General features: G+C 71.8%; 23 protein-coding genes. 12 read left to right on the forward strand and 11 right to left on the reverse strand.

Annotated elements, in window-relative coordinates; translation table 11 throughout:
• Positions 1-45 precede the first annotated feature (45 nt).
• The 3 genes from ACZ7OY_RS10205 to ACZ7OY_RS10215 all read right to left on the reverse strand — a co-directional run bounded on the left by ACZ7OY_RS10205 (position 46) and on the right by ACZ7OY_RS10215 (position 2,872).
• Positions 46-1,224, reverse strand: coding sequence for a damage-control phosphatase ARMT1 family protein (locus tag ACZ7OY_RS10205; protein ID WP_471910981.1), 1,179 nt, complete (start codon positions 1,222-1,224; stop codon positions 46-48).
• A gap of 27 nt (positions 1,225-1,251) precedes the next feature.
• The gene (locus ACZ7OY_RS10210; protein ID WP_471910982.1) at positions 1,252-1,899 is read right to left on the reverse strand and encodes a ScbR family autoregulator-binding transcription factor; all 648 of its coding nucleotides are present in this window, start codon (positions 1,897-1,899) and stop codon (positions 1,252-1,254) included.
• 70 nt (positions 1,900-1,969) lie between these two features.
• Positions 1,970-2,872 carry a ScbA/BarX family gamma-butyrolactone biosynthesis protein gene (locus ACZ7OY_RS10215; protein ID WP_471910983.1) on the reverse strand — a complete coding sequence of 301 codons (903 nt, stop codon included), beginning with the start codon at positions 2,870-2,872 and terminating at the stop codon, positions 1,970-1,972.
• A gap of 183 nt (positions 2,873-3,055) precedes the next feature.
• Between ACZ7OY_RS10215 and ACZ7OY_RS10220 the strand changes: the two genes are divergently transcribed.
• Complete coding sequence (locus tag ACZ7OY_RS10220; RefSeq protein ID WP_471910984.1) at positions 3,056-3,706, forward strand: ScbR family autoregulator-binding transcription factor; 651 nt, start codon at positions 3,056-3,058, stop codon at positions 3,704-3,706.
• 233 nt (positions 3,707-3,939) lie between these two features.
• Positions 3,940-4,893 (forward strand): lytic polysaccharide monooxygenase auxiliary activity family 9 protein, encoded by a 954-nt coding sequence (locus tag ACZ7OY_RS10225; protein WP_471910985.1) that lies wholly within the window; start codon positions 3,940-3,942, stop codon positions 4,891-4,893.
• 18 nt (positions 4,894-4,911) lie between these two features.
• Here ACZ7OY_RS10225 and ACZ7OY_RS10230 read toward each other — a convergent pair whose 3' ends face one another.
• Positions 4,912-5,556: a Tat pathway signal sequence domain protein gene (locus tag ACZ7OY_RS10230; protein ID WP_471910986.1), complete on the reverse strand. Its 645-nt coding sequence runs from the start codon at positions 5,554-5,556 to the stop codon at positions 4,912-4,914.
• A gap of 653 nt (positions 5,557-6,209) precedes the next feature.
• Here ACZ7OY_RS10230 and ACZ7OY_RS10235 point away from each other — a divergent pair.
• The 4 genes from ACZ7OY_RS10235 (at position 6,210) to ACZ7OY_RS10250 (ending at position 9,654) form a co-directional block, all read left to right on the forward strand.
• Positions 6,210-6,902, forward strand: coding sequence for a DUF6230 family protein (locus ACZ7OY_RS10235; RefSeq protein ID WP_471910987.1), 693 nt, complete (start codon positions 6,210-6,212; stop codon positions 6,900-6,902).
• A 4-nt stretch (positions 6,903-6,906) separates the two neighbouring features.
• On the forward strand, positions 6,907-7,392 hold the full coding sequence (locus ACZ7OY_RS10240; RefSeq protein WP_471910988.1) for a DUF6114 domain-containing protein: 486 nt from the start codon (positions 6,907-6,909) through the stop codon (positions 7,390-7,392).
• Positions 7,393-7,600: 208 nt separating this feature from the next.
• Entirely contained in the window at positions 7,601-8,056 is a 456-nt protein-coding gene (locus tag ACZ7OY_RS10245) for a tellurite resistance TerB family protein (protein WP_351613462.1), read from the forward strand.
• A gap of 248 nt (positions 8,057-8,304) precedes the next feature.
• The gene (locus ACZ7OY_RS10250; RefSeq protein WP_471911209.1) at positions 8,305-9,654 is read left to right on the forward strand and encodes a glycoside hydrolase family 43 protein; all 1,350 of its coding nucleotides are present in this window, start codon (positions 8,305-8,307) and stop codon (positions 9,652-9,654) included.
• A 73-nt stretch (positions 9,655-9,727) separates the two neighbouring features.
• Here the strand turns inward: ACZ7OY_RS10250 and ACZ7OY_RS10255 are convergent, their stop codons facing one another.
• The gene (locus tag ACZ7OY_RS10255; RefSeq protein WP_471910989.1) at positions 9,728-10,684 is read right to left on the reverse strand and encodes an ABC transporter substrate-binding protein; all 957 of its coding nucleotides are present in this window, start codon (positions 10,682-10,684) and stop codon (positions 9,728-9,730) included.
• A gap of 335 nt (positions 10,685-11,019) precedes the next feature.
• Between ACZ7OY_RS10255 and ACZ7OY_RS10260 the strand changes: the two genes are divergently transcribed.
• From ACZ7OY_RS10260 to ACZ7OY_RS10275, 4 genes are read left to right on the forward strand one after another with little or no spacing between them, the layout of a single operon-like run.
• Positions 11,020-13,608: a sensor histidine kinase gene (locus ACZ7OY_RS10260; protein ID WP_471910990.1), complete on the forward strand. Its 2,589-nt coding sequence runs from the start codon at positions 11,020-11,022 to the stop codon at positions 13,606-13,608.
• On the forward strand, positions 13,605-14,081 hold the full coding sequence (locus ACZ7OY_RS10265) for a roadblock/LC7 domain-containing protein (RefSeq protein WP_351613471.1): 477 nt from the start codon (positions 13,605-13,607) through the stop codon (positions 14,079-14,081). The genes ACZ7OY_RS10260 and ACZ7OY_RS10265 overlap by 4 nt, the downstream gene beginning before the upstream one ends.
• Positions 14,082-14,119: 38 nt before the next feature.
• Positions 14,120-14,620, forward strand: a complete 501-nt coding sequence (locus ACZ7OY_RS10270) for a DUF742 domain-containing protein (protein WP_471910991.1) — start codon at positions 14,120-14,122, stop codon at positions 14,618-14,620.
• On the forward strand, positions 14,607-15,212 hold the full coding sequence (locus ACZ7OY_RS10275) for a GTP-binding protein (protein WP_351613476.1): 606 nt from the start codon (positions 14,607-14,609) through the stop codon (positions 15,210-15,212). Before ACZ7OY_RS10270 ends, ACZ7OY_RS10275 begins: the two co-directional genes overlap by 14 nt.
• Positions 15,213-15,310: 98 nt before the next feature.
• On the opposite strand, the gene ACZ7OY_RS10280 is transcribed toward ACZ7OY_RS10275, so the two are convergent.
• The 5 genes from ACZ7OY_RS10280 to ACZ7OY_RS10300 all read right to left on the reverse strand — a co-directional run bounded on the left by ACZ7OY_RS10280 (position 15,311) and on the right by ACZ7OY_RS10300 (position 19,747).
• The gene (locus ACZ7OY_RS10280; protein WP_385532310.1) at positions 15,311-15,979 is read right to left on the reverse strand and encodes an ABC transporter permease; all 669 of its coding nucleotides are present in this window, start codon (positions 15,977-15,979) and stop codon (positions 15,311-15,313) included.
• A complete protein-coding gene (locus ACZ7OY_RS10285; protein WP_351611084.1) occupies positions 15,976-16,629 on the reverse strand; it encodes an ABC transporter permease in 654 nt (217 codons plus the stop codon). Before ACZ7OY_RS10285 ends, ACZ7OY_RS10280 begins: the two co-directional genes overlap by 4 nt.
• Complete coding sequence (locus ACZ7OY_RS10290) at positions 16,626-17,765, reverse strand: ABC transporter ATP-binding protein (RefSeq protein WP_471910992.1); 1,140 nt, start codon at positions 17,763-17,765, stop codon at positions 16,626-16,628. Before ACZ7OY_RS10290 ends, ACZ7OY_RS10285 begins: the two co-directional genes overlap by 4 nt.
• A 218-nt stretch (positions 17,766-17,983) precedes the next feature.
• Complete coding sequence (locus ACZ7OY_RS10295) at positions 17,984-18,373, reverse strand: FMN-binding protein (RefSeq protein WP_471910993.1); 390 nt, start codon at positions 18,371-18,373, stop codon at positions 17,984-17,986.
• Between the two features lie 36 nt (positions 18,374-18,409).
• The gene (locus ACZ7OY_RS10300; RefSeq protein WP_471910994.1) at positions 18,410-19,747 is read right to left on the reverse strand and encodes a ferredoxin reductase family protein; all 1,338 of its coding nucleotides are present in this window, start codon (positions 19,745-19,747) and stop codon (positions 18,410-18,412) included.
• A 151-nt stretch (positions 19,748-19,898) separates the two neighbouring features.
• Between ACZ7OY_RS10300 and ACZ7OY_RS10305 the strand changes: the two genes are divergently transcribed.
• Both ACZ7OY_RS10305 and ACZ7OY_RS10310 read left to right on the forward strand, forming a co-directional pair.
• Positions 19,899-20,588, forward strand: a complete 690-nt coding sequence (locus ACZ7OY_RS10305) for a response regulator transcription factor (protein WP_471910995.1) — start codon at positions 19,899-19,901, stop codon at positions 20,586-20,588.
• Positions 20,585-22,063 (forward strand): sensor histidine kinase, encoded by a 1,479-nt coding sequence (locus tag ACZ7OY_RS10310; protein WP_471910996.1) that lies wholly within the window; start codon positions 20,585-20,587, stop codon positions 22,061-22,063. The genes ACZ7OY_RS10305 and ACZ7OY_RS10310 overlap by 4 nt, the downstream gene beginning before the upstream one ends.
• A 71-nt stretch (positions 22,064-22,134) precedes the next feature.
• On the opposite strand, the gene ACZ7OY_RS10315 is transcribed toward ACZ7OY_RS10310, so the two are convergent.
• Positions 22,135-23,298: a PP2C family protein-serine/threonine phosphatase gene (locus tag ACZ7OY_RS10315; protein WP_471910997.1), complete on the reverse strand. Its 1,164-nt coding sequence runs from the start codon at positions 23,296-23,298 to the stop codon at positions 22,135-22,137.
• Positions 23,299-23,614: the final 316 nt, after the last annotated feature.

Genomic DNA, 23,614 nt, shown 5'->3' on the forward strand with positions numbered 1-23,614 from the left:
CCCCGCCGGGCCCTCGCCCGCACCCCACCCGGTGGTGCGGCCGCCTCAGCCCTTCACCTGGATCATCGCGTGCCGTCCGCTCGTCCGCCAGCGCTGCCCCTCGGCGGCGTCGAGCGCGTCGCGGGTGGCGGCGTCGAGTCCGGTGACCACCTCGGACTTGAGGGTGCGCAGGGCGGCGACCGGCCCGGGGAAGTAGGCGGTGACCTCGGCGAAGGGGGTGGTCGGCGGCCATCGGCGATCGCCCACCAGCCGACGGTAGTTGAGGTCGCCCTTGAAGACGGTCAGGTCGGCGGCGCCGAACTCCCGGTACAGCTCGTCGGGCATCTCCGCGTACCCGAGCGGGGCACAGGCGAAGGGGTGGGCGCGCAGCTCGATGCGGCCGTCGCTCAGCGCGTCCCGTACGCGCCGCCCGTGCCCGGCGGCCGCGCCGGGTGCCTCGGTCAGCCGGCGGACCGCGTCGAGCACGTCGGCGGTGGTGGCGTCGGAGACGTAGTACGGGTACGGCTTGATGTGCAGCACCGCCCGCTCCGCCCGCCCCTCCTCGAGCAGCCGGGCCACCAGGAGCAGGTCGGGGACGAGTTCGCGGCCCGCGTTGTCGGCGACCAGACAGAGCGTGCCGGTGCCGCCGGGCGGCAGCAGCGACCACAGGGCCGCCCCGGCGTCGGCGACCAGTGCCGGGGTGCTCCCGGTGGCGGGGCCGCCGGGGTCGGACAGCCGGAACCCGAGATCGGCGCGGTTGCCCCAGAGCGATCCGTGCAGCAGGGCCTCGGCCTGCTCGTCGGCCGGGCGGTCCGCCAGGCCGTCGAGGGCGGCCAGTTCGGCGTCCGTCTCCGGGGCGGCCAGCTCGGCGAGTTTGGAGGGACCGAAGGGGTCGATGCCCTGCCAGGGTCCGCTCGCGAAGTACCCTGTGGCTTCGAGGAGTTGTCGGTAGAAGTAGCTCTCCGACCACAGCCACGGCACCTCGAACCAGGACCGGCCCGCGTAGGCGTCCAGGCCCCAGGTCCGCCACCGGTCCAGGTCGTGCGCGCCGTCGGGAAGCGGTTCGATCACGCCCTTGGTGCAGTTCTCCAGGAGCGCGTCGAGCGCGCGGCGCACGTCGGGGCCGTAGGGGAGGGCGTCGCGCACCTGGCGGATGATCGCGGGGTGCCGCTCGGCGAGCACGCCGTACGGGAATGAGCCGGGTTCGTCGCCCAGGATCACGGGCGGGACGGGGGTCTCGGGCATACGGCTCACCGTATCGGCCGTGCCCGGTCACACCGCGCCGATCTCCCGTTCCAGCCGGGTGACGAGGGTCAGGTATCTCGGCCGTCGCGGCACCGGCACCAGGCCCCGGATCAGCACCCGCCACATCTCGGCCACGCGGCGCGGCAGCCGGGCCACGGGTTCCAGGGAGCGGCCCACGACCCGGGTGCCGACGAAGAACGAGACGAGGGAGTGGGCGACGGCGTTGACGTCCACGTCCGGGTGCACGTCGGACTCGCGGACCGCGCCGAGCAGCCGGCGGGTGATCATGTCGAGCCACTCGGTGAACGGGTGCGGCAGCGGCGGCCGCACCTCGACGCCCCCGGTGGCGAGCCGCAGTCCGGCCCGGGTGATGGGCCCCTCGACGGACAGGCGCACCATGCCGAAGGTGATCCGCATCAGCGCCTCCAGGGACGGATAGCCCCGGCCGTCGATCTGGCCGGCCACCTGCCGCGAGGCCTGTGACTGGAGTTCCAGGATGGCGTGGGCCAGGTCCTCCTTGGCCGCGAAGTGGAAGTACAGGGCGCCCTTGGTGACCTGCGCATGCTCGACGATGTCGCTCAGGCTGGTCGACTCGTAGCCGCGCCGGTCGAACAGGTCCGCGGCGGCCGTGATGATCGTCGCGCGGGTCTGCTCGGCGCGTAACTGCCTCGCCATCGGTTGGACACTCCCAGGGGCCGTAAAGAACGGGTCATGCCGTTTGTTTTGACTCCCCGCACACGATAACTCACCGCCCCGCCGTACCCACCAGGCATTCGAAGACCGTCGACTCGCCCTGCTCGCCCACGACTTGCAGCGTCCCGTCCTCCTGGCAGGTCAGACCTATCCAGACCGGGCTGTCCAGTTCGGCGTACCGGTGGAAACGCGCATGGTAGGAAACCGGGTCCCGCTTCCGGTCGGACCACCACAGGACCGCCTGCCGGGCCGCTTCCAGGAGCAGCATCCCCGGCACATGGTCGAGCGGGTGGTCGAAGAAAACGGGATGCGCGGTATCCACCCGCAGTTCCCAGCGGTCGGGGCCGTCCGTCGGGGACAGTACGACGTCGGCGGGCCGGACCCGGGCCACACCGGCCGACGGCAGTCCGGCCCGCGGCGGCCGGTCCGGCGCGGGGCCGGTGGTGCGACCGGCCCGCAGCCGTTCGTAGACGGCCGTGCTGAGGCAGGTGAAACCGACGTCGGCGTACGCTACTTGCTCGCCCGCGCAGCGGACCTCCGCCGTGTAGCGGGCGCCGGCCAGGCGTGCGCCCCGGTAGCGGACGTCGGTGAAGGCGATGTCGAGGATCGGTTCGGCGGGCAGCACACCGACGGCCAGGTGCCGGGCGGACGTCTCCACCCGTAGGTCGTCGAGCACGAACTGGTGCCCCAGGGGCACGTCGTACTCGGTGTGCGCGATCAGCGTCCCGCTCTGCCGTACGGTCTCCACGACCAGGAGCGGGTCGTACGCGGTACGGTCGCAGGAGACGTGCAACTCATGGGCTCGCGGCCACTGCGCCGACACCTGGAAACGGTCGGCCTCGGTCCGCTTCCAGTCGGTGAGGAGGGTCTCCGCCACCGCCGCGCGGTGGACGAGTTCGCGGGCGACGGTCGCCGTCATGGACGGGGTCTCGACTCTCCGGCGAGGTCTCGGCATGTCCCTCTCCCTACGGTCTCCCCCGAAGGCCATGGCGGACGGCCAAGTGCCCGATCGAATAAGCGTTAGAGTACGAGGCGACCGGTTTGTTTTCAATGAGATCAGTGGACGACGCCCGATGATCGGGCCGATCCGGCACTCGATCGCGGGAGTCGGCCGACTCGGCGGTGCGGAGGGGCTGTTATGGCAAGGCAGGAGCGCGCCATCAGGACGCGCCGGGCGATCCTGGAAGCCGCCGGCGCGGTCTTCGACGAGCACGGCTACACCACCACCACCATCGCCATGGTGCTGGAGCGGGCCGAAGTCACCAAGGGCGCCCTGTACTTCCACTTCTCCTCCAAGGAGTCCCTCGCCCAGGCGGTGCTCGACGAGCAGGTGCCGTTCGGCGCCGTGCCGTCCCAGCCCTGCAAGTTGCAGGAGATCATCGACATGACCTTCGTCGTGGGCATGCGGCTGCTGAGCAACTCCCTGCTGCGGGGCAGTGTCCGGCTCGCGGTCGACCAGGCGACGCCGTCCGGCATCGACTTCGCGGAACCGTTCCGGCAGTGGGCCGGGCGGCTGACGGAACTGATGGAAGAGGCGCGTGCCCAGGGCGAGTTGCTGCCCACCGTGCGGCCGCGGGACACGGTGGAGCTGCTGGTCGGCGCGTTCACCGGCATCCAGTTGATGTCGCGGGCGCTGACCGGCCGCGCGGACCTGGCCGAGCGGCTGTCGGTGCTGTGGACGCACATGCTGCCCAGCATCGCGGTGCCGGGCCTGCTGCCCGCTCTCGACAGCGGCGCCGACCGGGGCACCCGGATCCTGGAAGACGCCGACGCACCGGTCGCGACGTAGCGGACTGCACATCACAGGCGGCGGGCGGCCGTTGATGCGGGGCCGCGCGTCGCCGCGGCGGGCGGCGCTGCCCGACGTCCCCGTCACCGGGCGCTGCCCGGTGCACCCGTCATCGAGTGGCGCCCGTGTCCCCGTCGCCGGGCTGCCCTTCGCCGTCGGCTGAACGCGCAGGCCCCGGGCGCCGTACTGGACACAACAGAACCGTTCCCGCGCCCGCCGAGGAGACGTTCCGGATGTCCCGGATGACCGCACACCGCCGCACCGCCCTGGCGGCCACCGCCGTGACCCCGCTCCTGCTGAGCCTGTGGACCGCGGCACCCGCCCTGGCGCACGGCGCGCCCACCGGTCCGGCCAGCCGGGCGTTCGCCTGCTCGCCCGAGGGCGGCTCGGCCGGGAACGCGGCCTGCCGGGCGGCCGCGGCCGCGAGCGGGCAGAACTTCGCCGCCTGGGACGACATCCGGGTCCCGAACGTGGGCGGCCGGGACCGGCAGACGATTCCCGACGGGAAGCTGTGCAGTGGCGGCCTGGCCTCGTACAAGGGCCTCGACCTCGCCCGCGCGGACTTCCCGGCCACGCGCGTGTCCCCGGGCGGGACGCTGACGATGACGTACACCGCGACGATCGCGCACGCCGGCACGTTCAAGCTGTTCCTGACGAAGCCCGGTTACGACCCGTCGAAGTCGCTGACCTGGTCGGATCTGGCCACCCAGCCGTTCGCCCAGATCACGGACCCGAAGCTGTCCAACGGCGCGTACCACTTCTCGGCCCGGCTCCCCTCGGACCGGACGGGACACCAGGTGCTCTACACGATCTGGCAGACCAGCAGCACCCCGGACACCTACTACTCCTGCTCGGACGTGGTGTTCCCGAAGGCCGCGACGTCCTCGAAGGCCACCTCGGCCGCGAGGACCACGGCGCCCGCGAGCGCTCCGGCGCACGCGAGCACCCGTCCGTCGCCCTCCGCATCGGCGCACCGGAGCGCGACCCCGTCCGCGGGCGTGTCGACGCCGGCGGCGGCGCGGACCTCGGAGCCGGCCGCCGTGGCCGCGGCGGCCGACAGCACGCCGGTGGCAGCCGGCACCGACGCCGGGTCGGGGCCCTCCGCTCCGCTCCTGGCGGGCGGCGCCGCCGCGGTGCTGGTGCTCACCGGGGGCGCCGCCGTCTTCAGCCGTCTGCGGAGGCGCTGAACCTCCCTGCCGGGTAGGTCAGTTGACGGTGACCGCGACGCCCGCGTCCGTCACCGGGGCGTACTTCGCGGTGAAGTAGCCGTTGGCGAAGCACAGGGACGAGCCTGACACCTTGGTGAACTGCTGGTTGACGAAGGAGATGCTGCTGTCGGTGTTGCTCGCCGTGCCGGAGAGCGACGGGGCCTGGTAGACGCAGGTGATCGAGCCGAGCAGGGTGCGCAGCTTGGCCGTGGTCTGGATGGTGGAACCGGCCGCCGGGGTCACGGTGACGGTGCCGTCGGAGGACACGGCGGTGGTGTACGGCAGGTTGTCGACCGTGATGCTGGTGACGCCGAGCACCCCGATGACGTTGCTGGAACAGCTGGCGGCGGCGAAGGTGTGCGACGCCAGGGACTCGGTGGCGGTGCCCGGCGCGGCGGGGTTGTCGCCGACCGTGGCGGTGAACTGCGACGAGGTGCAGGAGATGCCGCTCGTTCCGGTCGCGCTCGAGTAGAGGGTGGCACTGGTGCCGCTCGCCAGGTTCGCGACGAGGGTGTCGCCGCTCGCGACCGGGTTGCCGCCGGCGGTCAGGACCGCGACGTCGTCCGCCGAGGCGGTTCCGGCCATCGGCAGCGCCAGGGCCGCGACGGTGCCGACGAGCGTGAGGAGGGTGCGTGTGCGCATGCGGGTGCCTCTTCTCCGAAGTGGGGGGCGTTGCGGGGGGTTGCGGGTCGGGCAGCGTGGGGGGTGGGTCGGCGAGGACGCGCTCGGGCGTCCGCCATTGCCGACCCGTGACGCCTTCTCCGTACGTGACGGGCCGGCAACAGCAGCCGCCGGCCGGGGCCGACGACCGTGGGGGAGCCGGCGGCCGGGCCGGGCGGAAAGGGCGACCGGTCACGGTTCGCCGGAAGGCGGCCGTGGCGGCGCCGGGAGGAATGCGGACTCGTGGGTCACTGGGGACGGAGGCCGGGAACGCGGGCAGTCGCCGCGTCAGGGATCCGGCGCCACGGATCCGGGCTGAGCCAACGAGAGTTGTAGACCTGATGCCCCGTCAACGTCAAGCAGGGGCAAGGAAGTTGGCGAAATCCCTCGGTTGTCGTAACGCCTTCTGAATTCCTTGATCCATAGGTGAAGCACAATCGACACCCTTTTTCCACATCTCTCTTGACCCTTGACTGTAACCATCGGTAACTTCCTCGGCGGCTACTGCTGCGTAACCGTGAAAGCCCTTGTGGGAGCCGGGAGTCACAAGGAGGGGCGCGCCGCAGCCGCTGTCCGCGCCAGGACAACGCGCCACTGAAGCCCAACCCGCACTGACTATGCCCACGGGAGCAGACATGGCCTCGTCCCCGGACGTCACGCCGTCCGAAGACAACACCCCAGAGAACCCGGAAAGCGGTTCCGCGGCCGCGACGGCGGCGGTCGCCGCCGGATCCGGCCGCCGCGGACGCGTCCGTATGCGCCGGGCCGCGGTGATGGCGGTACCCGCCACCCTGGTCGCCGCCGGCCTGGCGGTCCTGACCGCGCAGGGGGCCCTCGGCGTGCAGTTCTCGATCTCCGGTATGCCCTTCACCGTCACCGCGACCGAACTCGACGGGGACGGATTCGAGCAGTTCGGCGCCCTCGACAACATGGCGGACGGCAGCCCCAACGCGGGCGACACCGGCGGACAGGTACTGGTCGTCACCTCGGCCATCCATGACGCCCACCTCACCAAGCTGTGCCAGAGCGTCGACCTCGGCGGCATCAACCTGCACATCACCGCGGGTGACGGCAAGGACCGGGTGCACGCCGTCGACCTGACCACCGACTCCACGCTGCTGTCCGGCGACGCCGAGTTCCACGGCATCGAGATCGGCAACGACGCCAGCGAGCTCGACAAGGCGGGCGTCAAGGGCCCGATCGGCGTCTTCAGCCAGCAGGCCGACACCGTGCACATCGACAACCTGCGGCAGACGAACTACGCCACCACGGCCGGTGTGTTCACCCTGCCGAACCTGCACCTGAGCTTCAGCGACAAGGCCTGCTGACCCCATGCCGAACCGTCCACGGCAGTCACCGCGGTCCGCCTTCCGAGCCTGGCGGGCCCAGCGGCCGTTCTGGGGCGGGCTGCTGCTCGCCCTGGGCGGTACGTGGATCCTGCTGACCGAGAAGGCGTCGCTGAAGGTCGTCGTGCACATCGGCATGCAGGGCCTCGCGGGCTATCTGCTGCCTGTGCTCATGGTGTTGTGCGGGCTGCTGATCCTCTTCAACCCGACGCAGCGGCTCTTCTACTCGATCACCGGCGTCCTGATCACCCTGGGCACCTGGGTCACCTCGAACCTGGGGGGCTTCTTCATCGGCCTGCTCCTCGGGGTGACCGGCAGCTGCCTCGCCTTCGGCTGGCTTCCGGACCAGGAGCCGCGGCGCAGCCGCCGCGACCGCAGGCGGGAGGCAGCGCAGGAGCATCGGGCGCAGCCGCCGCGACAGGGCGGGGACGCCTCGCTGAACGGTCTGAACGGAGCGGGCGGGCCCGCCTGACACCGGCGGGCGGGTTCGGCGGGCGGCTCGGGCGGACCGGACCTCCCGCCGAACCCGCCGCCGTCCGGATGTCCGTAGGTCACCGGAACTTATCCTCCGGCTCGTTAGTTTCTACGGTGCTGTAGAGGCCGGCGGCGCGAAGCACCGCTCGCGCTCCACGGAACTCATCAGCACACAGCACTGACGACTACCGACATCTGGAGTTCTCATGGCCCTGTGGGACCGCATCAAGGAGTCCGCGTCGACGATGCAGACCCAGCTCGTGGCGAAGAAGAACGACCTCAAGAGCGGCGCCTTCCGCGACGCGAGCATGGCGATGTGCGCCCTGGTCGCGGCGGCGGACGGCACCGTGGACCCGGCCGAGCGGCAGCGCGTCGCCCAGCTCATCGCCACCAACGAGGTGTTGCAGAACTTCCCCGCCGACGACCTGCGCCGGCGCTTCGAGGAGAACCTGGACAAGCTGACGGCCGACTTCGCGTTCGGCAAGGTCAGCGTGTTGCAGGAGGTCGCCAAGGCGAAGAAGAAGCCCGCCGAGGCGCGCGCCGTGATCCAGATCGGCATCGTCATCGGCGGCGCCGACGGCGACTTCGACAAGACGGAGCAGGCCGTGGTGCGCGAGGCGTGCTTCACGCTGGAGCTGCCGCCGCACGAGTTCGACCTCTGATCCACTCGCCGCCCGGGGAACGGGGGTCCGCCCCCGGTCCCCGGCCCCGGTCCTGGTCCCCGGCTGCCGTCCGGATCCGGCCAAGCCCGCACCAAAGATTGACGTGCACGCGCCACGCCCTTACTTTCTGACCGACTTACCGAACCTGGTTCGACATTTCGAATGGATGTCACCCCGAAGGCGCCCCCACTCCCTCTGGAGAATCCGTGCCCGCAGCCCCCCACGCGTCCCGCCGCACGTTCCTCGGCATGACCGCCACCGTGCCGCTCGCCCTCTCCGGCGCGCTCGCCCTGGGCGCCGGAACCGCCCGCGCCGCCGACTCGGCCTACGTCATGGGCTACTTCACCGAGTCCCCGAGCGGCACCGGCACCGACTACGGCCTGCATCTGGCCGTCAGCACGGACGCGCTGAACTGGACCCCGCTGAACCAGAACAACCCCGTGGTCACCCCCACCGAGGGCGCCGGCGGCCTGCGCGACCCCTTCATCCTGCGCAAGCAGGACGGCACGTTCGTCGTGCTCGCCACCGACCTGAAGGGCACCGACTGGAGTTACGTCAGCCAGTACGTCCATGTCTGGAACTCGGCCGACCTGCGCACCTTCACCGGCTACCACCGGCTGAAACTGCACGACATGAACACCCACAGCTGGGCGCCCGAGGCCTACTGGGACGCCGGACGCGGCCAGTACGGAATCATCTACTCGGCCGTCAACGGCAGCGGCCACAACGTCATCATGGTCAACTACACGACCGACTTCGTCACCGCGTCCGCCCCCCAGGTGTTCTTCGACCCGGGCTACGACGTCATCGACGGCGACCTGGCCGTGGGCGTGAACGGCGTCAACTACCTCTACTTCAAATCGAGTTCGGCACAGGCCCTGGTGGGCGCGCGGTCCACGTCGCTCACCCCGGGCAGCTTCACCGCCTTCAGCACCGGCGTGGCGCACGGTGGCACGGAGGCGCCGATCCTCGTCAAGTCGCCGACGAGCGGCTCCTGGTGGCTCTGGGGCGACACGTACACCCCGAACGGAGTCTTCTACGCCTGGCAGAGCGGCAGCCTGTCGGCCGGCACCTGGACCGCGGTGGACCAGCGGACGTACACCCAGCCGGTGAACTCCAAGCACGCCACGATCCAGCCGATCACCACGGCCGAGTACACCGGCCTGCTGGCCACATGGGGCGCGCCGGCCTGGAACCGGCTGAAGTCCTACAACTACCCGGCCCGTTACGTCCGCCACTCCGACTACGTGGGCCGGATCGACGAGTATCCCTTCGACCCGTACGCGGACTCGCAGTGGAAGCTGGTCCCGGGGCTGGCCGACAGCACCGCGGTCTCCTTCCGGTCGGTCAACTACCCGACCCGGTATCTGCGGCACTCCGACTACCGACTGCGGCTGGACGTCGACGACGGCACGTCGGCGTTCGCCCAGGACGCGACGTACTACCGGACGGCCGGCCTGGCGGACGCGAGCTGGTCGTCGTTCCGCTCGTACAACTACCCGACGCGGTACATCCGCCACTCGGACTACGTCCTGCGCATCGACCCCGTGTCCACGGCCACCGAGCAGCAGGACGCGACCTTCCGCGTCGGCCACTGAGCGCTCGTACCGCCTGCCGGGCGAAGCGCGCCGCCGCCCCTGCCGTCGGCGGGGGCGGCGGCGGGCCGTGGGCTCAGGCCAGGCCGACCGAGGCCAGCCATTCCTTAGCGACGTCCAGCGGGTCCTTGTTCTCCAGCTGCACCTTCGTGTCCAGGGCGAGCAGCGTCTCGGTGTCGAGCTTGGCCGAGACCGCGTTGAGCGCGGCGGCGCCTTCCTTGGAGAGCCCGCCCTTGTAGACGAGCGGCTGCACGTTCTCGAACCCGAAGAGGTTCTCCGGGTCCTGGAGGACGACGTGCTTCTCCTGGGTGATGGTCGCGTCGGTGGTGAAGAGGTCCGCGACCTGCACGGTGTTCTTCTTCAGCGCGGCCTGGGTCAGCGGACCGCCCGCGTCCAGCGCCTTGAAGGACTTGAACTCCAGGCCGTACACGGACTTCAGGCCCACCAGGCCCTGCTGCCGGGTCTGGAACTCCGGCGAGGCGCCGAGGACCAGGTCCTTCGCCACGCCCTTGAGGTCGGCGATGCTGGACTGGGACGTCAGGTTGTACTTCTTGGCGGTCTCCGCGTTGACCGTGACGGAGTCCTTGTCCTGCGCCGGCGCCGGGTCGAGCAGTTCGAGCTTGGCGTCCAGCTTCGCGCCGATCGCGGCCGTCGTGGCCTCGATCGTCTTCGGCGCGGCCTTCGCGTCGAGGTAGGCCAGCAGCGCGCCGTTGTACTCGGGCAGCACGGTGATGGAGCCGTTCTTGAGCAGGCCGTAGGTCGTCTCACGGCTGCCGATGTTCGGCTTGTAGGTGACCTCGACGCCCTTGGCCTTCAGGGCCTCGCCGTAGATGTCGGCGAGCAGGATGCTCTCGGCGAAGTTGTTGGAGCCGACGACGACCGACTTGCCGTCCGTCTTGCCCTCCGCCAGCGGGTCGTCGGAACCGTCGGAGGAGGAACATCCCGCCAGCAGGGCCGTCGCCGCGGCGAGCGCGACGGCGGCCGCGCCGGGGTGTCTCCGGATGAACGTGCTGCTGTGGGCGTTGGAAGTCACGATTCCCGTTCCGGGTTCGGGGTTGGCGGACCTTGCGGTGGTGCGGTCGATACAGAGCTCTCCTGATCCAATCCAGCCTGTTCGTGATCAGTCAAGGGGATTCCGGTCACCGATTTGCTTCGATAAGCGCCGCGTTGTAAACGCTGCATGAACGAGCCGGACATAGGGCCACGACAGACGGGTTGTGACCGGATCTTGACGTAGAGCGAGGTCCTTGATCGATCAATGAACAGGTAGTCTCCAGGCAGCTCGCGAGGCACGACGCCCCTTTTCAGACGATCGAAACCGGTCACGCGACACAGCACGCATCGCGCAGCACCCGTGAAGGAGGCCCGGTGTCCACGAATCAGGTGGACGCGTCCTCCCCCAGGCTCTCGGCCTCGCCCGAGCAGGGGGGATCCCCACGGTCGGCACCACCGGCCCCGCCCGGACGCGGGAGCGTTCGGGACTTCGCCGACCGGTGGCCCTTCAGGCGCAAGCTCAACATCCTCGTCGGCGTTCCGCTCACCGTGGTCGCCGTCCTGCTCGGCTACCTCATCACCGACCTGGTGCAGGAGTCCTCCGGCGCCGCGTCGGCGGCCCAACTGGTCCGCGACAGCACCCAGGTCGCGCAGCTCGTCGGCCGGGTGCAGGCCGAGCACCAGCAGGCCATCCTGCTGTCCGTACGGCACCAGGCGGCGTACGACGGCGGCACGCCCTCCTCCGAGGCCTACCGCATGGCGCAGTTGGCCGTGGACACCCAGGTCGAGAAGGTGCGCGACACCTTCGGCGACCGGCTGCCGGCCGCCGAGGCGCAGGCCCTGCGCGAGGTCGAGGGTCTGGAGAACCTGCGGAACACCATCGAGCAGGGCTATCTGCCCGCCGACAACATCGACCCGGCGTACGCGGGCGCCGCCGAGGGCCTCATCAACGGCCTCGGCCTGGACCGCGACGCCGACCTGGCCGCCACCTTCACCGGCACCCTGCTCGACTCGCTGCTGCGCGCCGACGCGGCGCACGGCGCCTTCGAGACCGGAGTGCTCTCCGCGCGCACCGGTGACACCAACGCGCTCATCGAGTTCACGGGGGCGGTCGGCTCCTACGAGCTGTACACCTACCAGGCCGAACGGTTCGCGCAGTTCGCCACCGAGGAACAGGCCGACGAGCTCGGCGGCATCGAGCACACCGGCGCGCAGGCCGCCATCATCCGGCACTACGCCGAACTCCAGATCGACCCCAGCGCGCTCCAGGCCGAGACCACCGCGCAGATCCGCGCGGCGCTCCGGGACTCGATCGACTCCTATCCGGGCTATCTGCAACAGGCGCAGGACCGGCTGAAGATCACCACCTCGCTGATCGACCAGATCGCAGACCGGGCCGACGACGCCTCCACCGGCGCCCAGTGGCGCGCCGGTCTGCTGCTGAGCCTGGCGCTGATCGGGTTCGCCGCCTGGATCGCCTTCTCCGTGGCGGTCCGCCGCTCCGTGGTCCGCCCGGTGCAGGCGCTCACCGGGGCCGCGCAGGAGGTCGCCGACGTGGCCGGCCGGGAGCTCGCCCGCGTGGCGGACGACGACGCCGAGGCCGAGGGCCCGCCGATGCTGCGCGCGATACCCGTCACCGCCCACGACGAGATCGGCGAGCTGGCCGAGGTCTTCAACCGGGTGCAGACCACCGCGGTCGCGCTGCTGGAACGTCAGGTGCTCAGCCGCCGCAACGTGGCCGAGATGTTCGGCAACATGGGCCGCCGGGTCAGCAACCTCACCACCCGGCAGCTGGCGCTGATCGACTCCGTCGAGCGCGGCGAGACCGACCCGGCGCTCCTCGAACACCTCTACTCCATCGACCACATCGCGGTCCGGCTGCGCCGCAACGCGGACAGCCTGATGCTGCTGGCCGGCATCCGCGAGACCGTCCTGTCCTCCGGACCCACCGCCCTCGCCAACGTCGTACGGGCCGCGCTCGGCCAGATCGAGGACTTCCACCGGGTCGAGCTGCACGCCGGGACCACGGTCATGGTGGAACCGGACCTGGTCGGCGACCTGACCCTGATGGTCGCCGAACTCCTGGAGAACGCCGTGTCGTTCTCGCCCGCGGGCAGTCCCGTGGAGGTGACCGTGCGCTCCGGGGACACCGGCGCGACGATCACGGTCGCCGACCACGGTCTGGGCATGAGCGCCGAACGGCTCGCCGAGGAGAACGGCCGCCTGATCCGCCGCGAGCGGCTGGACCTGGTGCCGACGAAGGTGCTCGGCCTCTTCGTGGTGGGCACGCTGGCCCGGCGCTGGGAGGTCGGGGTCGACCTGTCCCGTACCCGGGGCGGCGGTGTGACCGCCGAGGTGACGATCCCGTCGTCGCTGCTGCTGACGATGAGCGCGGTGGCCTCCGGCCGCCCTGCCGGGTTCTCGGACCCGGCCCACCCCGACACCACCGCGGGTGCGGCCGCCGCCTCCGGTCCCAGGCCTTCACCCTCCGCCGTGGCGTCGCCGGTCGAAACGGCCGACGAGCACCCCGGCGCCCTCCCCCGCCGTGTCCTGCGGCGCGAACAGGACCCGGCGGACGCGCGGCGCGCACAGAACCCGGCGGACGCTCCGGAGACGGGCGCCGCGACGGACGCCACGGACCGGCCTGCTCCGCAGGTCCCCGCACCCCGTGCCGGGTCCACGGCGTCCGCCCGCGGTGCCGACGGCACCGGCGAAACCCGGCCGCTGCGCCGTCGGGTGCGCGGCGCCACCCTCCGTACCACCGTGGACGCCGGGCAGCAGGCCGCGCGGCAGACCGCCGTGCCGGACGACGCCGACGCCGTCCGCTCCGCGCTGGAGGAGTTCGAGGCGGCCGTGGAACGCGCCCACCAGGACACCGCCTCGCATCCCCTGCCGGCCCAGCCGGTCCCGGCCACTCTTGACCCGCACGACCCGAACCACCTCCCGGAAGGAGCCGAGCAGTGAGTACGTCGACAGGTGACACCCCGTCGGGCGAGGCCGCGCCGACCGATCTGCAGGCCGCCGCAGCCGACTTCACCTGGCTGCTCAATCGTTTCGCCACAGAGACCGCAGGTGTGGTCGACGCGATCGCGGTGTCCTCCGACGGGCTGCTCATCGCCGTCTCCGAACTGCGCGAGCACGCCGACTCCGAGCGTCTCGCGGCGATCGTCTCCGGCATCACCAGCCTGGCCGCGGGCGCCTCGGGCAACTACGGTCTGGGCGGCCTGAACAAGGTCATCATCGACCTCGAAGGCGGCCATGTGCTGGTCTCCGCGATCGGCAGCGGCGCGGTGCTCGGTGTGGTCACCGACAAGGAGGCCAAGCTGGGCAACATCGCGTACGAGATGACGGTGTTCGCCAACCGGGCGGGCGCCGCGCTCAGCCCCCAGCTCGTGCTCGAACTCAAGAACAGCGTCGGCGCGGCGTCCCGGCGCTGACCGGCCGCCGCCGGTCGCGAGAGAAAAGAGAGCTCCTCATGGCGGACGGCGCCGCACCACCTCCGGACCCGGTCACGGACCCGGTCGCGGGGCCGGAGGCGGTTGCGGAGGCGGACCCGGTCCCGGCCGCCGATCCGGTTCCGGTTCCGGTCGGACCCGCCTCCGCCGTGCGGCCGTTCCTGGTCACCGCCGGGCGTGTGGCGGGCTCGGGAGAGGCCGAGTCCGGACGGACGATGCCCGTCGAGACCCAGCTGGTGACCACCGTCGCCGGACTCGACGGGCTCGACCGGCTCTCCTTCGAGCGGCACGACATCGTCGCCGCCTGCCGGCAGCCGCAGTCCATCGCGGAGATCGCGGCCAGGCTGCGGCTGCACCTGAACGTGGTGCGGGTCCTCGCCGAGGACCTGCGCCGCGCCGGGCAGCTGAGCGTGCATGTGCCGGACGCGGGCGTCACCCACGGCGCGTCCGTCCTGCGCAGGGTTATCGAAGGCCTGCGGGCCATCCCCGACTCCCGAGGAATACTCCGTGACACCGACTGAACCGCTCACCCGGGGCGCGGCCGCGCAGCGCACCGTACGGCCGCCGCTGCCGGTGAAGATGGTGATCGCGGGCGGCTTCGGCGTGGGCAAGACCACCGCCGTCGGCTCCATCTCCGAGATCGAGCCGCTGACCACCGAGGCCGCCATCACCGAGGTCGCGGCCGGGGTGGACGACCTCACCCACACCCCGCAGAAGACCACGACCACGGTCGCGATGGACTTCGGCTGCATCACCATCGACCCCACCCTGAAGCTGTACCTGTTCGGCACCCCCGGGCAGGAGCGGTTCGGGTTCATGTGGGACGACATCGTCGAGGGTGCGGTCGGCGCGCTGGTCATCGTCGACACCCGCCGCCTGGACGACTGTTACGCGGCCGTGGACTACTTCGAGCACAAGGGCATCCCCTTCGCGGTGGCGGTCAACGCCTTCGACGGGAAGGTCGAGCACTCGCTGGACGAGGTCCGCTGGGCCCTCGACATCGCCGAGGGCACCCCGCTGTCGGTGTTCGACGCCCGCGAACAGGGTTCGGTGCGGGACGCGCTGCTCGTCGTGCTGGAGCTCGCGCTGGCCCGCACCGAGGGCGCGGCGTAGGACCTGCCGGGCCGGCGCAGAACACGCCGGGCCCGGGCGCGGGCCAACTCGGGCCTGGGCGCGGGACGCCTCGGGCCCGGGCGCGGGCCCGGCGGCCGTCAGGTGCCGCGCCGTACCCCCGGGGACACCGCGAGCCTGCCCACCGCCCAGAACACCGCGAGGGTGGCGAGTGCCATCGCGGCCACCAGGGTGGCACCGCCGACGACCTTCTCGTAGTTGCGCTGGTAGAGGCCGTCGATGATGTACCGGCCGAGCCCGCCGAGTCCGACGTACGCGGCGATGGTGGCCGTCGAGACGATCTGGACGGCCGCCGAGCGAAGGCCGCCGAGGATCAGGCTGAGGGCGACCGGCAGTTCCACCTGGAACAGGATCCGCGGCTCGGGCATCCCCATGCCCCGGGCCGCGTCCACCGGGGCGGGGTCGACGGAGCGGACCGCCTCGTAGGTGGTGACCAGGATCGGCGGGACGGCGAGGACCACCAGCGGGATCATCACCGGCCCCAGGCCGAAGCCGAGCCAGGTGACCACCAGCACCAGCAGGCCGAAGGTGGGCAGGGCCCGGCCCGCGGTGGCGAGCAGGGCGAGGGCGTTGCCGCCCCGGCCGTAGTGCCCGGTGACCAGGCCGACCGGCAGTCCGATCGCGGCGGCGATGGCGAGCGCCTCCAGGGAGTACCGGAGGTGTTCGAGGACCCGGGTGGGGATGCCGTCGTAGCCGTGCCAGTGGGAGCCGTCGCCGAAGAAGGCGTGGACGAACTGGAGCAGGTTCACCGGGCCGTGCTCTCCTTCGGCATCCAGGGGGTCAGCAGCAGCCGTACGGCCACCAGCGCCGCGTCGGCCAGGATCGCCAGCACGGCCGTCGTCGCGACGGAGTTCACCGCGAGCTCGGGACGGTTGTAGATCTGGGCGTCGTGCAGCAGGTTGCCCAGCGCGCCCTGGTTGCCGATCAGCATGCCGACGCTGACCAGGCTGATGCTGGAGACGGTGGCCACCCGCAGGCCCGCGATGATCGCGGGCACGGCGATGGGCAACTGCACCTGGACGTAACGGCGTACGGGTCCGAAGCCCATGGCGGTGGCGGCGGCCAGGGTCTCCGGCGGCACCGACCGCACGCCCTCGACGATCGCCGGCACGAGCAGCACCATGCTGTACACGGCGAGCGGGATCATCACCGTGGTCTCGCTCTGGCCGGTGTAGTCGATCAGGACGACGAAGAAGGCCAGCGAGGGGATCGCGTACAGCACGGTGGTCACGCTCAGCACGGGCGGGTACAGCCAGCGGAAGCGGACGCAGAGCTGGGCGACGGGCAGCGACACGGCCAGCCCGACGAGGACCGGCACCAGCGCCTCACGCAGATGCAGACCGATCAGACCCGCGTAGGTGTGCTGGAGGTCGCTGGGGATGTCGAAGAAGCCGCTCACCGGACGGTCCGTGCCTCGTCGCCGCCGCGGTCCAGGGCGTGCGCGCTGCGGATCGCCTCGCCGACGGCCTGCTGCGACACCACCCCCACGACCCGTCCGGTGCCGTCCACGCCGACCGCCCAGCCGGTCGGCGACAGCACGGCTCCGTCGAGCGCGTCCCGCAGCGAGTCCTTCCCGTGCACGAACGGCCGTCCGTGGGACAGCAGTCGGCCGGGCTCGATCTCCCCCGCCGCGAGGTCCTTCGGGTCGCCCCAGCCCAGAGGTCTGCCGTCCAGGTCCGTGACGAGGAGGAAGGGGGCGCCGGAGGCCGAGCCGCGCGCGGCGATCTTCCCGGCGTCGGCGTCTAGGGCGACGACCGGAGCCGTCTGCAACTCCAGTCCGCCGGACGGGAAGAAGGACAGCCGCCGGATGCCCCGGTCCGAGCCGAGGAAGTCCTCGACGAACGCGTCGGCCGGGTCGGAGAGCAGTTCGGCGGGCGGGGCGTACTGGGCGAGATGACCGCCGGTGCGCATCACGGCGACCATCGTGCCGAGCTTGACCGCCTCGTCGATGTCATGGGTGACGAAGACGATGGTCTTGCCCAGTTCCGCCTGGATGCGCAGGAGTTCGTCCTGGAGCCCCTTGCGCACGATGGGGTCGACGGCGGAGAACGGCTCGTCCATCAGCAGCACCGGCGGATCGGCGGCGAGCGCCCGTGCCACCCCGACGCGCTGCTGCTGGCCACCGGAGAGCTGGTAGGGGTAGCGCTTGGCGAGCGAGGCGTCGAGACCGACCCGTTCCATCAGCTCGCGGGCCCGGGTACGGGCCCGCTCCTTGCCCCAGCCGAGCAGCCGCGGCACGGTGGCGATGTTGTCGACGATCGTGCGGTGCTGGAAGAGACCGGCGTTCTGGATGACGTAACCCATGGAGCGGCGCAGGGTGTTGACCGGCTGCTGCCGGATGTCGGCCCCGTCGAGGAGGATGGTGCCCTCGCTCGGCTCGATCATCCGGTTGATCATGCGCAGGGTCGTGGTCTTCCCGCAGCCCGAGGGACCGACGAGGACGGTGATCGAGCCGTCCTCGATGTCCAACGAGAGCCGGTCGACCGCGACCGTGCCGTCCGGGTACCGCTTGGTGACTGAATCTATCCGTATCAAAACGCCGAATGCCCTTCGGGTTTGGCAGGAAATGGCCCTGCTTCGGTCACGGTCGTCGTTGCCGGGCCGATGCGGGGAGAGTCTAGACCGGGTTCGTCACGGCACTGTGGACTGCGGCTCCCGGGGTGCGTCCTGTGGCGCGGCGGCCGCCGGAGGTCCCGGGGTGCGCAGGTCGCGGCGAGACCGGGAATCCCGTGACGTGTTCGCCGCGCCGCGCGTCAGGCGCCCTTCGCGTCGATGGCCGCCTGGAGCGACTTCCGGTAGCCGTCGCTCGTGAACGTCGCGCCGGACACCGTGTCGATGTCCGCGCTCTGCGCCTGCAGCGTCTCCGTGATCAGCTTCGGTACGGCGGCCGTCGTCTGCGGGTGGTTCGGCTGCCGGAGCATCCGTACGGAAGCGATGCTGTCGCCCTCGAACGTCACCTCCACCTGTACCGGGCCCTCCACGGTGTTCACCGTCGAACCCGTGACGACCTCCGAGGACCCGGACGTCGACGTGCGGGCCGGCCCGGCGGCCTGCGTGGACGACGTCGCGCCGGAGGGTTCGTAGCGCCACACCGGGACGAGGCCCGCGACGCTCAGGACCAGGACGGGTATCGCTCGTTTCACGGTCTTTCCCTCTTTCCCTTTTTCCCTCGGCCCTCGTCATCCCGCCAGGCTGAAACGCTCGAAGTGGATCTGCGGTCCCGGCACGTCCAGCGCCCGCAAGGAGGCGAGCACCGCGTTCATCATGGGCGGCGGTCCGCACAGGAAGACGTCCCGGTCGGCGATGTCCGGCACCAGCCGGGCGAGTTCGGCCGGGGCGAGCTTGTCGGGGCTGACCGGGCCGGTCACCAGGTGCAGTTCGGCGCCCTTGACCCGGGCCAGTTCGCGCAGTTCGTCGTACAGCACCGCGTCCCGGTCGGTGGCGACGCGGTAGACGACGACGGCGTGACCGTCCAGTTCCTCCAGGAGCGCCCTGATCGGGGTGACCCCGACACCGCCCGCGATGAGCAGGGACTCGGGCCGGGTGCGGTGCAGCGCGGTGAACGCGCCGTAGGGGCCCTCGGCGAAGACGCGCGTGCCGACCTTCAGCTGCCGCAGTGCGGCGGTGCCGTCGCCCGCGGTCTTGGCGGTGAGCCGCAGCGAGCGGCCGTCCGGGGCGGCCGACAGGGAGAACGGGTTGGCCTGCCACCAGCGGTCCTTGGTGAGGAACCGCCACAGGAAGAACTGGCCGGCCCGGGCGGGCAGCCGGTCCAGGTCGCGTCCGGTGATGTGGATGGAGACGACCGTGTCCGACTCGGGGACGACGGCCGACACCCGGAGCTGATGCCGCTGGTTGCGCCACAGCGGCAGCACGGCCCGGCCGACGACGACCGCGCCGAGGGCCAGGCCCCACACGGCGTACCAGTAGGCCTTCGCGGCAGAGGACGCGGTGAACGTCGTACCGACCGCGACCTGGTGGGTGAAGGCCAGGACGACGGCCACGTAGGTGTACAGGTGGATGAAGTGCCAGGTCTCGTACGCCAGCCGGCGCCGGGCCCAGCGGGCCGAGGCGGCGCCCAGGACGAGGAGGAGCGCGAGGGCGACGACGGCCCGCAGCACGCCCTCGACGGTCTCGGCGAGGTCGACGACCTGGCTCACCGGGTCCATGCCGGAGGAGTCGGCGTAGCCGAAGGCGATGAACACGACGTGCGCGAGCAGGGTCCACAGGACGCCGAAGCCGGTCCAGCGGTGCCAGGAGGTCAGCCGGTCCATGCCGATCCGGCGGTCGAGCCAGGGCAGCCGGGCCACCAGCAGCAGCTGGAACGCCATCAGGAGCGCGCCGTACAGACCGGCGAGCCGGCCCAGCACGATCAGGGCGTTCGAGGCGAAGCCCGCCTGGGCGAAGAACCAGGCGACCGCGGCCGCGTTCGCGGCCAGCACCGCGTACAGGCCGGTGCGCGCCACCACCCTGGGGCGCAGCGCCGCGGCGGGCGCGGGGGGCGATTGGACGGTCGTCACGGGCGGTAGCTCCTTGATCGGGGCCGGGGAGTCCGAGCTTGTCCGCGCGGAGCTGTCATTTTGCTGTCGTTCATCTTTCAAGTGGTTATCGAAGTGTCCACGACGGCGCCCCCGCCCCGGCGGCCGGGACCGGGTGAAGCACTATGAGCGGGTGGAAAAGGTACGACTGCTCGTCGTGGACGACGACCCTCCGATCGCCGACCTGGTGGCGACGGTCGCGCGCTACGAGGGCTGGGAGGCGGTCACCGCGCACTCGGGCGAGGAGGCGCTGCGCCGGGCCGCCGAGTTCCATCCGGACATCGTGGTGCTCGACCTGATGCTGCCCGACGTGGACGGCTTCGGTGTCCTGGACCGGCTGCGCGGCTCCGGGACGATGGTGCCGGTGGTGTTCCTCACCGCACGCGACACGGTGGCCGACCGGGTGGCGGGGCTGACCCGGGGCGGCGACGACTACCTGGTCAAGCCGTTCGCGGTGGAGGAGCTGATGGCCCGGCTGCGCACCGTGCTGCGGCGCAGCACCGGGCCCGGGTTCCGGCGGCCGGTGCTGCGGGTGGCGGACCTGACGATGGACGAGGACACCCGTGAGGTGCGGCGCGACGGCCTGCTGCTGACCCTCACGCCCACCGAGTACGAGGTGCTGCGCTATCTGATGCGCAGGTCGCCGGCCGTCCTGACCAAGGCACAGATCCTCGACCACGTGTGGGAGTACGGCTTCGGCGGCCGCTCCAACGTCGTGGAGCTGGTGGTCAGCCGGCTGCGCCGCAAGCTGGACGCCACGGGCGATCCGCTGATCCACACCGTGCGCGGGTTCGGGTACGTGGTCCGGCAGGCGACGCAGTGAGCACGGCGCTCGGCCGGTTCCGGCACGCCTATCGCAGGCTGCGCCTGGGCACCCGGCTGGCGCTCGGTCTGGGCGCGCTGTCGCTGGGGGTGTTCGCCGTCGTCGGCACCGCGCTGACCATGTACATGCGCGAGTACCTGGACCACCAGCTGACCGCGCAGCTGAAGCTGGTCCAGGTCGTGCAGTCCAAGGACGCGGCGGCGCACGGCACGGTGACCCGCCAGCCGTACTACGGCTGGTACACGGCGGTGTACGACGTGACGGGGACCTCGGCGGTGCTGCGCACCCCGGCCGAGGTGCCGTCCGACAGCCGTGCGCTGACCGCCCTGGCCGAGCTCAGGGCGAACACCCCGCACGAGCTCCAGCGCACCGTGCGGATCGACGGGGCGGGCACCTACCGGCTGCGGGCCTGCGCGGTGCGGCCGGGGGTGGTCCTGGTGACGGCCGCGCCCACGGCCGGCATCGACGCCACCGTGCGCCAGCTGATCACCGTGCAGGTCGTGGCGTTCGTCCTCGCGCTGCTCACGCTGGTGGTGGCCGGGCGGGCGCTGCTGCGGCGCGGACTGCGGCCGCTGAGCGAGATGGCGCACACCGCGCACGGCATCGCCTCGCACAACCTGACCGGGTCGGCGGCCCGGCTGCCGCTGCGCGCGGACGCCCCGGGCGGCGGCCCGGAGGTGGAGGAGCTGCGCGTCGCGTTCAACACGATGCTGGAGCACATCGACGACTCCCTCGCGGTGCGCGCGCGGGCCGAGCAGCGGCTGCGCCGCTTCGTCGCGGACGCCTCGCACGAGCTGCGCACCCCGCTGATGTCGGTACGGGGCTACGCCGACCTCTTCCAGTACGCGGCCGCCAACGCCCCGGAGGAACGGGACCGGCATCTGGCGCGGCTGCGTGCCGAGGCCGCCCGGATGGGCTTCCTGCTGGACGACCTGCTGCTGCTCGCGCGGCTGGACGCCGAGGAGGTGGAGACGCCGCTGCGGATGCGGGAGGCCGACCTGGTGGAGCTGGTCGGGGACGCGGCCGACGCGTTCCGCGCGAGCCACCCGGAGCATCCGCTGACCATGACGGCCGGGCCGGCGCCGGTACGGCTGCGGCTGGACCCGCAGCGGGTCCGGCAGGTGCTGGACAACCTGCTCACCAACGCCGCCGTGCACACCCCCGACGGCACCGCGGTGTCCCTCGTCCTGCACGTCACCGCCGACCGGGCGGTGGTGCGGATCACCGACTCCGGCCCCGGGATACCGGCCGCCGACCGCGACCGGGTGTTCGACCGCTTCTACCGGGTCGACAAGGCCCGCAGCCGGGACCGCGGCGGCAGCGGCCTGGGCCTGTCGGTCGCCGGATCGCTGGTGCGCGCGCACGGCGGCACCATCGAGCTGGGCGACGAGCCCGGGAGCACCGTCTTCACGGTCGGCCTGCCGCTCACCCCGGGCGCGGGCTCCGGTACCGGCTCCGGCTCCGGCTCCGGCTGAGCCAGGACACCTGCGCGACGACACGCGCGGCTCGGCAGGCGCCGGTGCGGGACGTGTCGGTACGCGAGGCGTCAGTGCGGCAGGCCGAGGCGTGGGCGGGCGGCCAGGACGGCGACGTCGTCGTCCGCGTGCCGGGCGTCCAGCCGGACGAGCATCGAGTCGAGGATCTCGTCCAGTTCGGCCGTGGCCGGGAACCTGAGCGCGGCGAGCCGCTCCAGCGACCGGTCGATGTCCTCGCCGCGCCGCTCGACCAGCCCGTCGGTGAACATCACCAGCGTCCGGTCCGGGTCCAGCTCGTAGGTGGCGGGCTCGTAACCGCCGAATCCGGTGCCCAGTGGCGGTCCGACCGGCACCGGCAGCAGCGAGGCGCTGCCGTACCGGTCGATCACTGCGGGCGGCAGATGGCCCGCGCCCGCCAGGGTCATCATGGCACGCGCGGGGTCGACCCGGGCGATCAGACAGGTCGCCGGTCTGCGGTCCGGCAGCTCGTCGGCCAGCGTGTCCAGCTGGCGCAGCACCCGGTGCGGCGGCAGGTCGGCGGCGGCCAGGGCCCGCAGATCGGAGCGGTAGGCGGCCATGTCCACCGCGGCCTCCACCCCGTGCCCCATCACGTCGCCGACGACGAGAAGGGTGCGTCCGAAGTGCAGCCGTACGGTCTCGCACCAGTCGCCGCCGACCAGGGTCTGCTGCCCGGCGGGTAGGTAGCGCACGGCGATGTCCAGGTTGGGGTGCGGCCGGCCGGGCTCGGCGCGCAGGGCGCGTTGCAGGTCGCCCGCCGTGCGGCTGACCCGGGCGTGCTCCCGGGCGTGCCGCAGATGCGAGGCGGCCCGCTCGGCCAGGAGGGCGAGGAGTTCCGTCTCGAAGGCGGTGAAAGGCCCGCCGCCCCGGACGCACACCAGGACGCCGTACCGGTCCTCACCGGTCGCCAGCGGTACGCAGAGCGCTCCCTCCCGGTCACGGCCGGGCTCCGGACGGCCGGTGCGCTGCTCCCCCTCCTTGTCGATCGCGAGCGCCGTCAGGTCACGTGCCACCGCGGCGACCCACCGAACCTCGGGCAGCGTCGCCGGGTCGCCGACGGCCGCCTCGTACTCCGGCTCGGCCGGGCCGTCGGCGCGCACCACGGCGGCCGTGGCGCCCGTCTGCGCGGCGACGGCCCGGGTCAGCTCGGCGCAGGTGGCCGCCTCGTCGAGCGTGGTGCCGACGCCCGAGGCCACCGGGCGCAGCGCGGCCAGCACGGCCGCCGGGTCGGCCGTCGGGCCGGGCGCCGGGTCGGCCGTGCGAGCGGGTGTGTGAACGGACGTACGAACGGACGTACGAACGAGCTGGCGCGCTCGCTCGCGAGCGGGCGTGCGTACGCGGCCGGCGCCGTCCTGCGGTGCAGGTTCGCGGTGCGTGCGGAACCAACGCGCGACTCGGAACACCTTCAAATCGTGACAAAACCAATGGATCGGCGCATCGGGCACGGTCCGGACCCCGCAATTCCGGCCGGGTACGGCCCCGACGGCGACGTCCGCTCGCCCACGCTCCGTCGATTCCCGGACACCCTTGCGT

It is taken from the genome of Streptomyces sp. NPDC107559 (genome assembly GCF_055657365.1).

Excerpts from the sequence above, each read along its gene's own strand:
- ACZ7OY_RS10205 (WP_471910981.1), bottom strand. The coding sequence starts at position 1,224 with ATGCCCGAGACCCCCGTCCCGCCCGTGATCCTGGGCGACGAACCCGGC.
- ACZ7OY_RS10210 (WP_471910982.1), bottom strand. The coding sequence starts at position 1,899 with ATGGCGAGGCAGTTACGCGCCGAGCAGACCCGCGCGACGATCATCACG.
- ACZ7OY_RS10215 (WP_471910983.1), bottom strand. The coding sequence starts at position 2,872 with ATGCCGAGACCTCGCCGGAGAGTCGAGACCCCGTCCATGACGGCGACC.
- ACZ7OY_RS10220 (WP_471910984.1), top strand. The coding sequence starts at position 3,056 with ATGGCAAGGCAGGAGCGCGCCATCAGGACGCGCCGGGCGATCCTGGAA.
- ACZ7OY_RS10225 (WP_471910985.1), top strand. The coding sequence starts at position 3,940 with ATGTCCCGGATGACCGCACACCGCCGCACCGCCCTGGCGGCCACCGCC.
- ACZ7OY_RS10230 (WP_471910986.1), bottom strand. The coding sequence starts at position 5,556 with ATGCGCACACGCACCCTCCTCACGCTCGTCGGCACCGTCGCGGCCCTG.
- ACZ7OY_RS10235 (WP_471910987.1), top strand. The coding sequence starts at position 6,210 with ATGGCCTCGTCCCCGGACGTCACGCCGTCCGAAGACAACACCCCAGAG.
- ACZ7OY_RS10240 (WP_471910988.1), top strand. The coding sequence starts at position 6,907 with ATGCCGAACCGTCCACGGCAGTCACCGCGGTCCGCCTTCCGAGCCTGG.
- ACZ7OY_RS10245 (WP_351613462.1), top strand. The coding sequence starts at position 7,601 with ATGGCCCTGTGGGACCGCATCAAGGAGTCCGCGTCGACGATGCAGACC.
- ACZ7OY_RS10250 (WP_471911209.1), top strand. The coding sequence starts at position 8,305 with ATGACCGCCACCGTGCCGCTCGCCCTCTCCGGCGCGCTCGCCCTGGGC.
- ACZ7OY_RS10270 (WP_471910991.1), top strand. The coding sequence starts at position 14,120 with ATGGCGGACGGCGCCGCACCACCTCCGGACCCGGTCACGGACCCGGTC.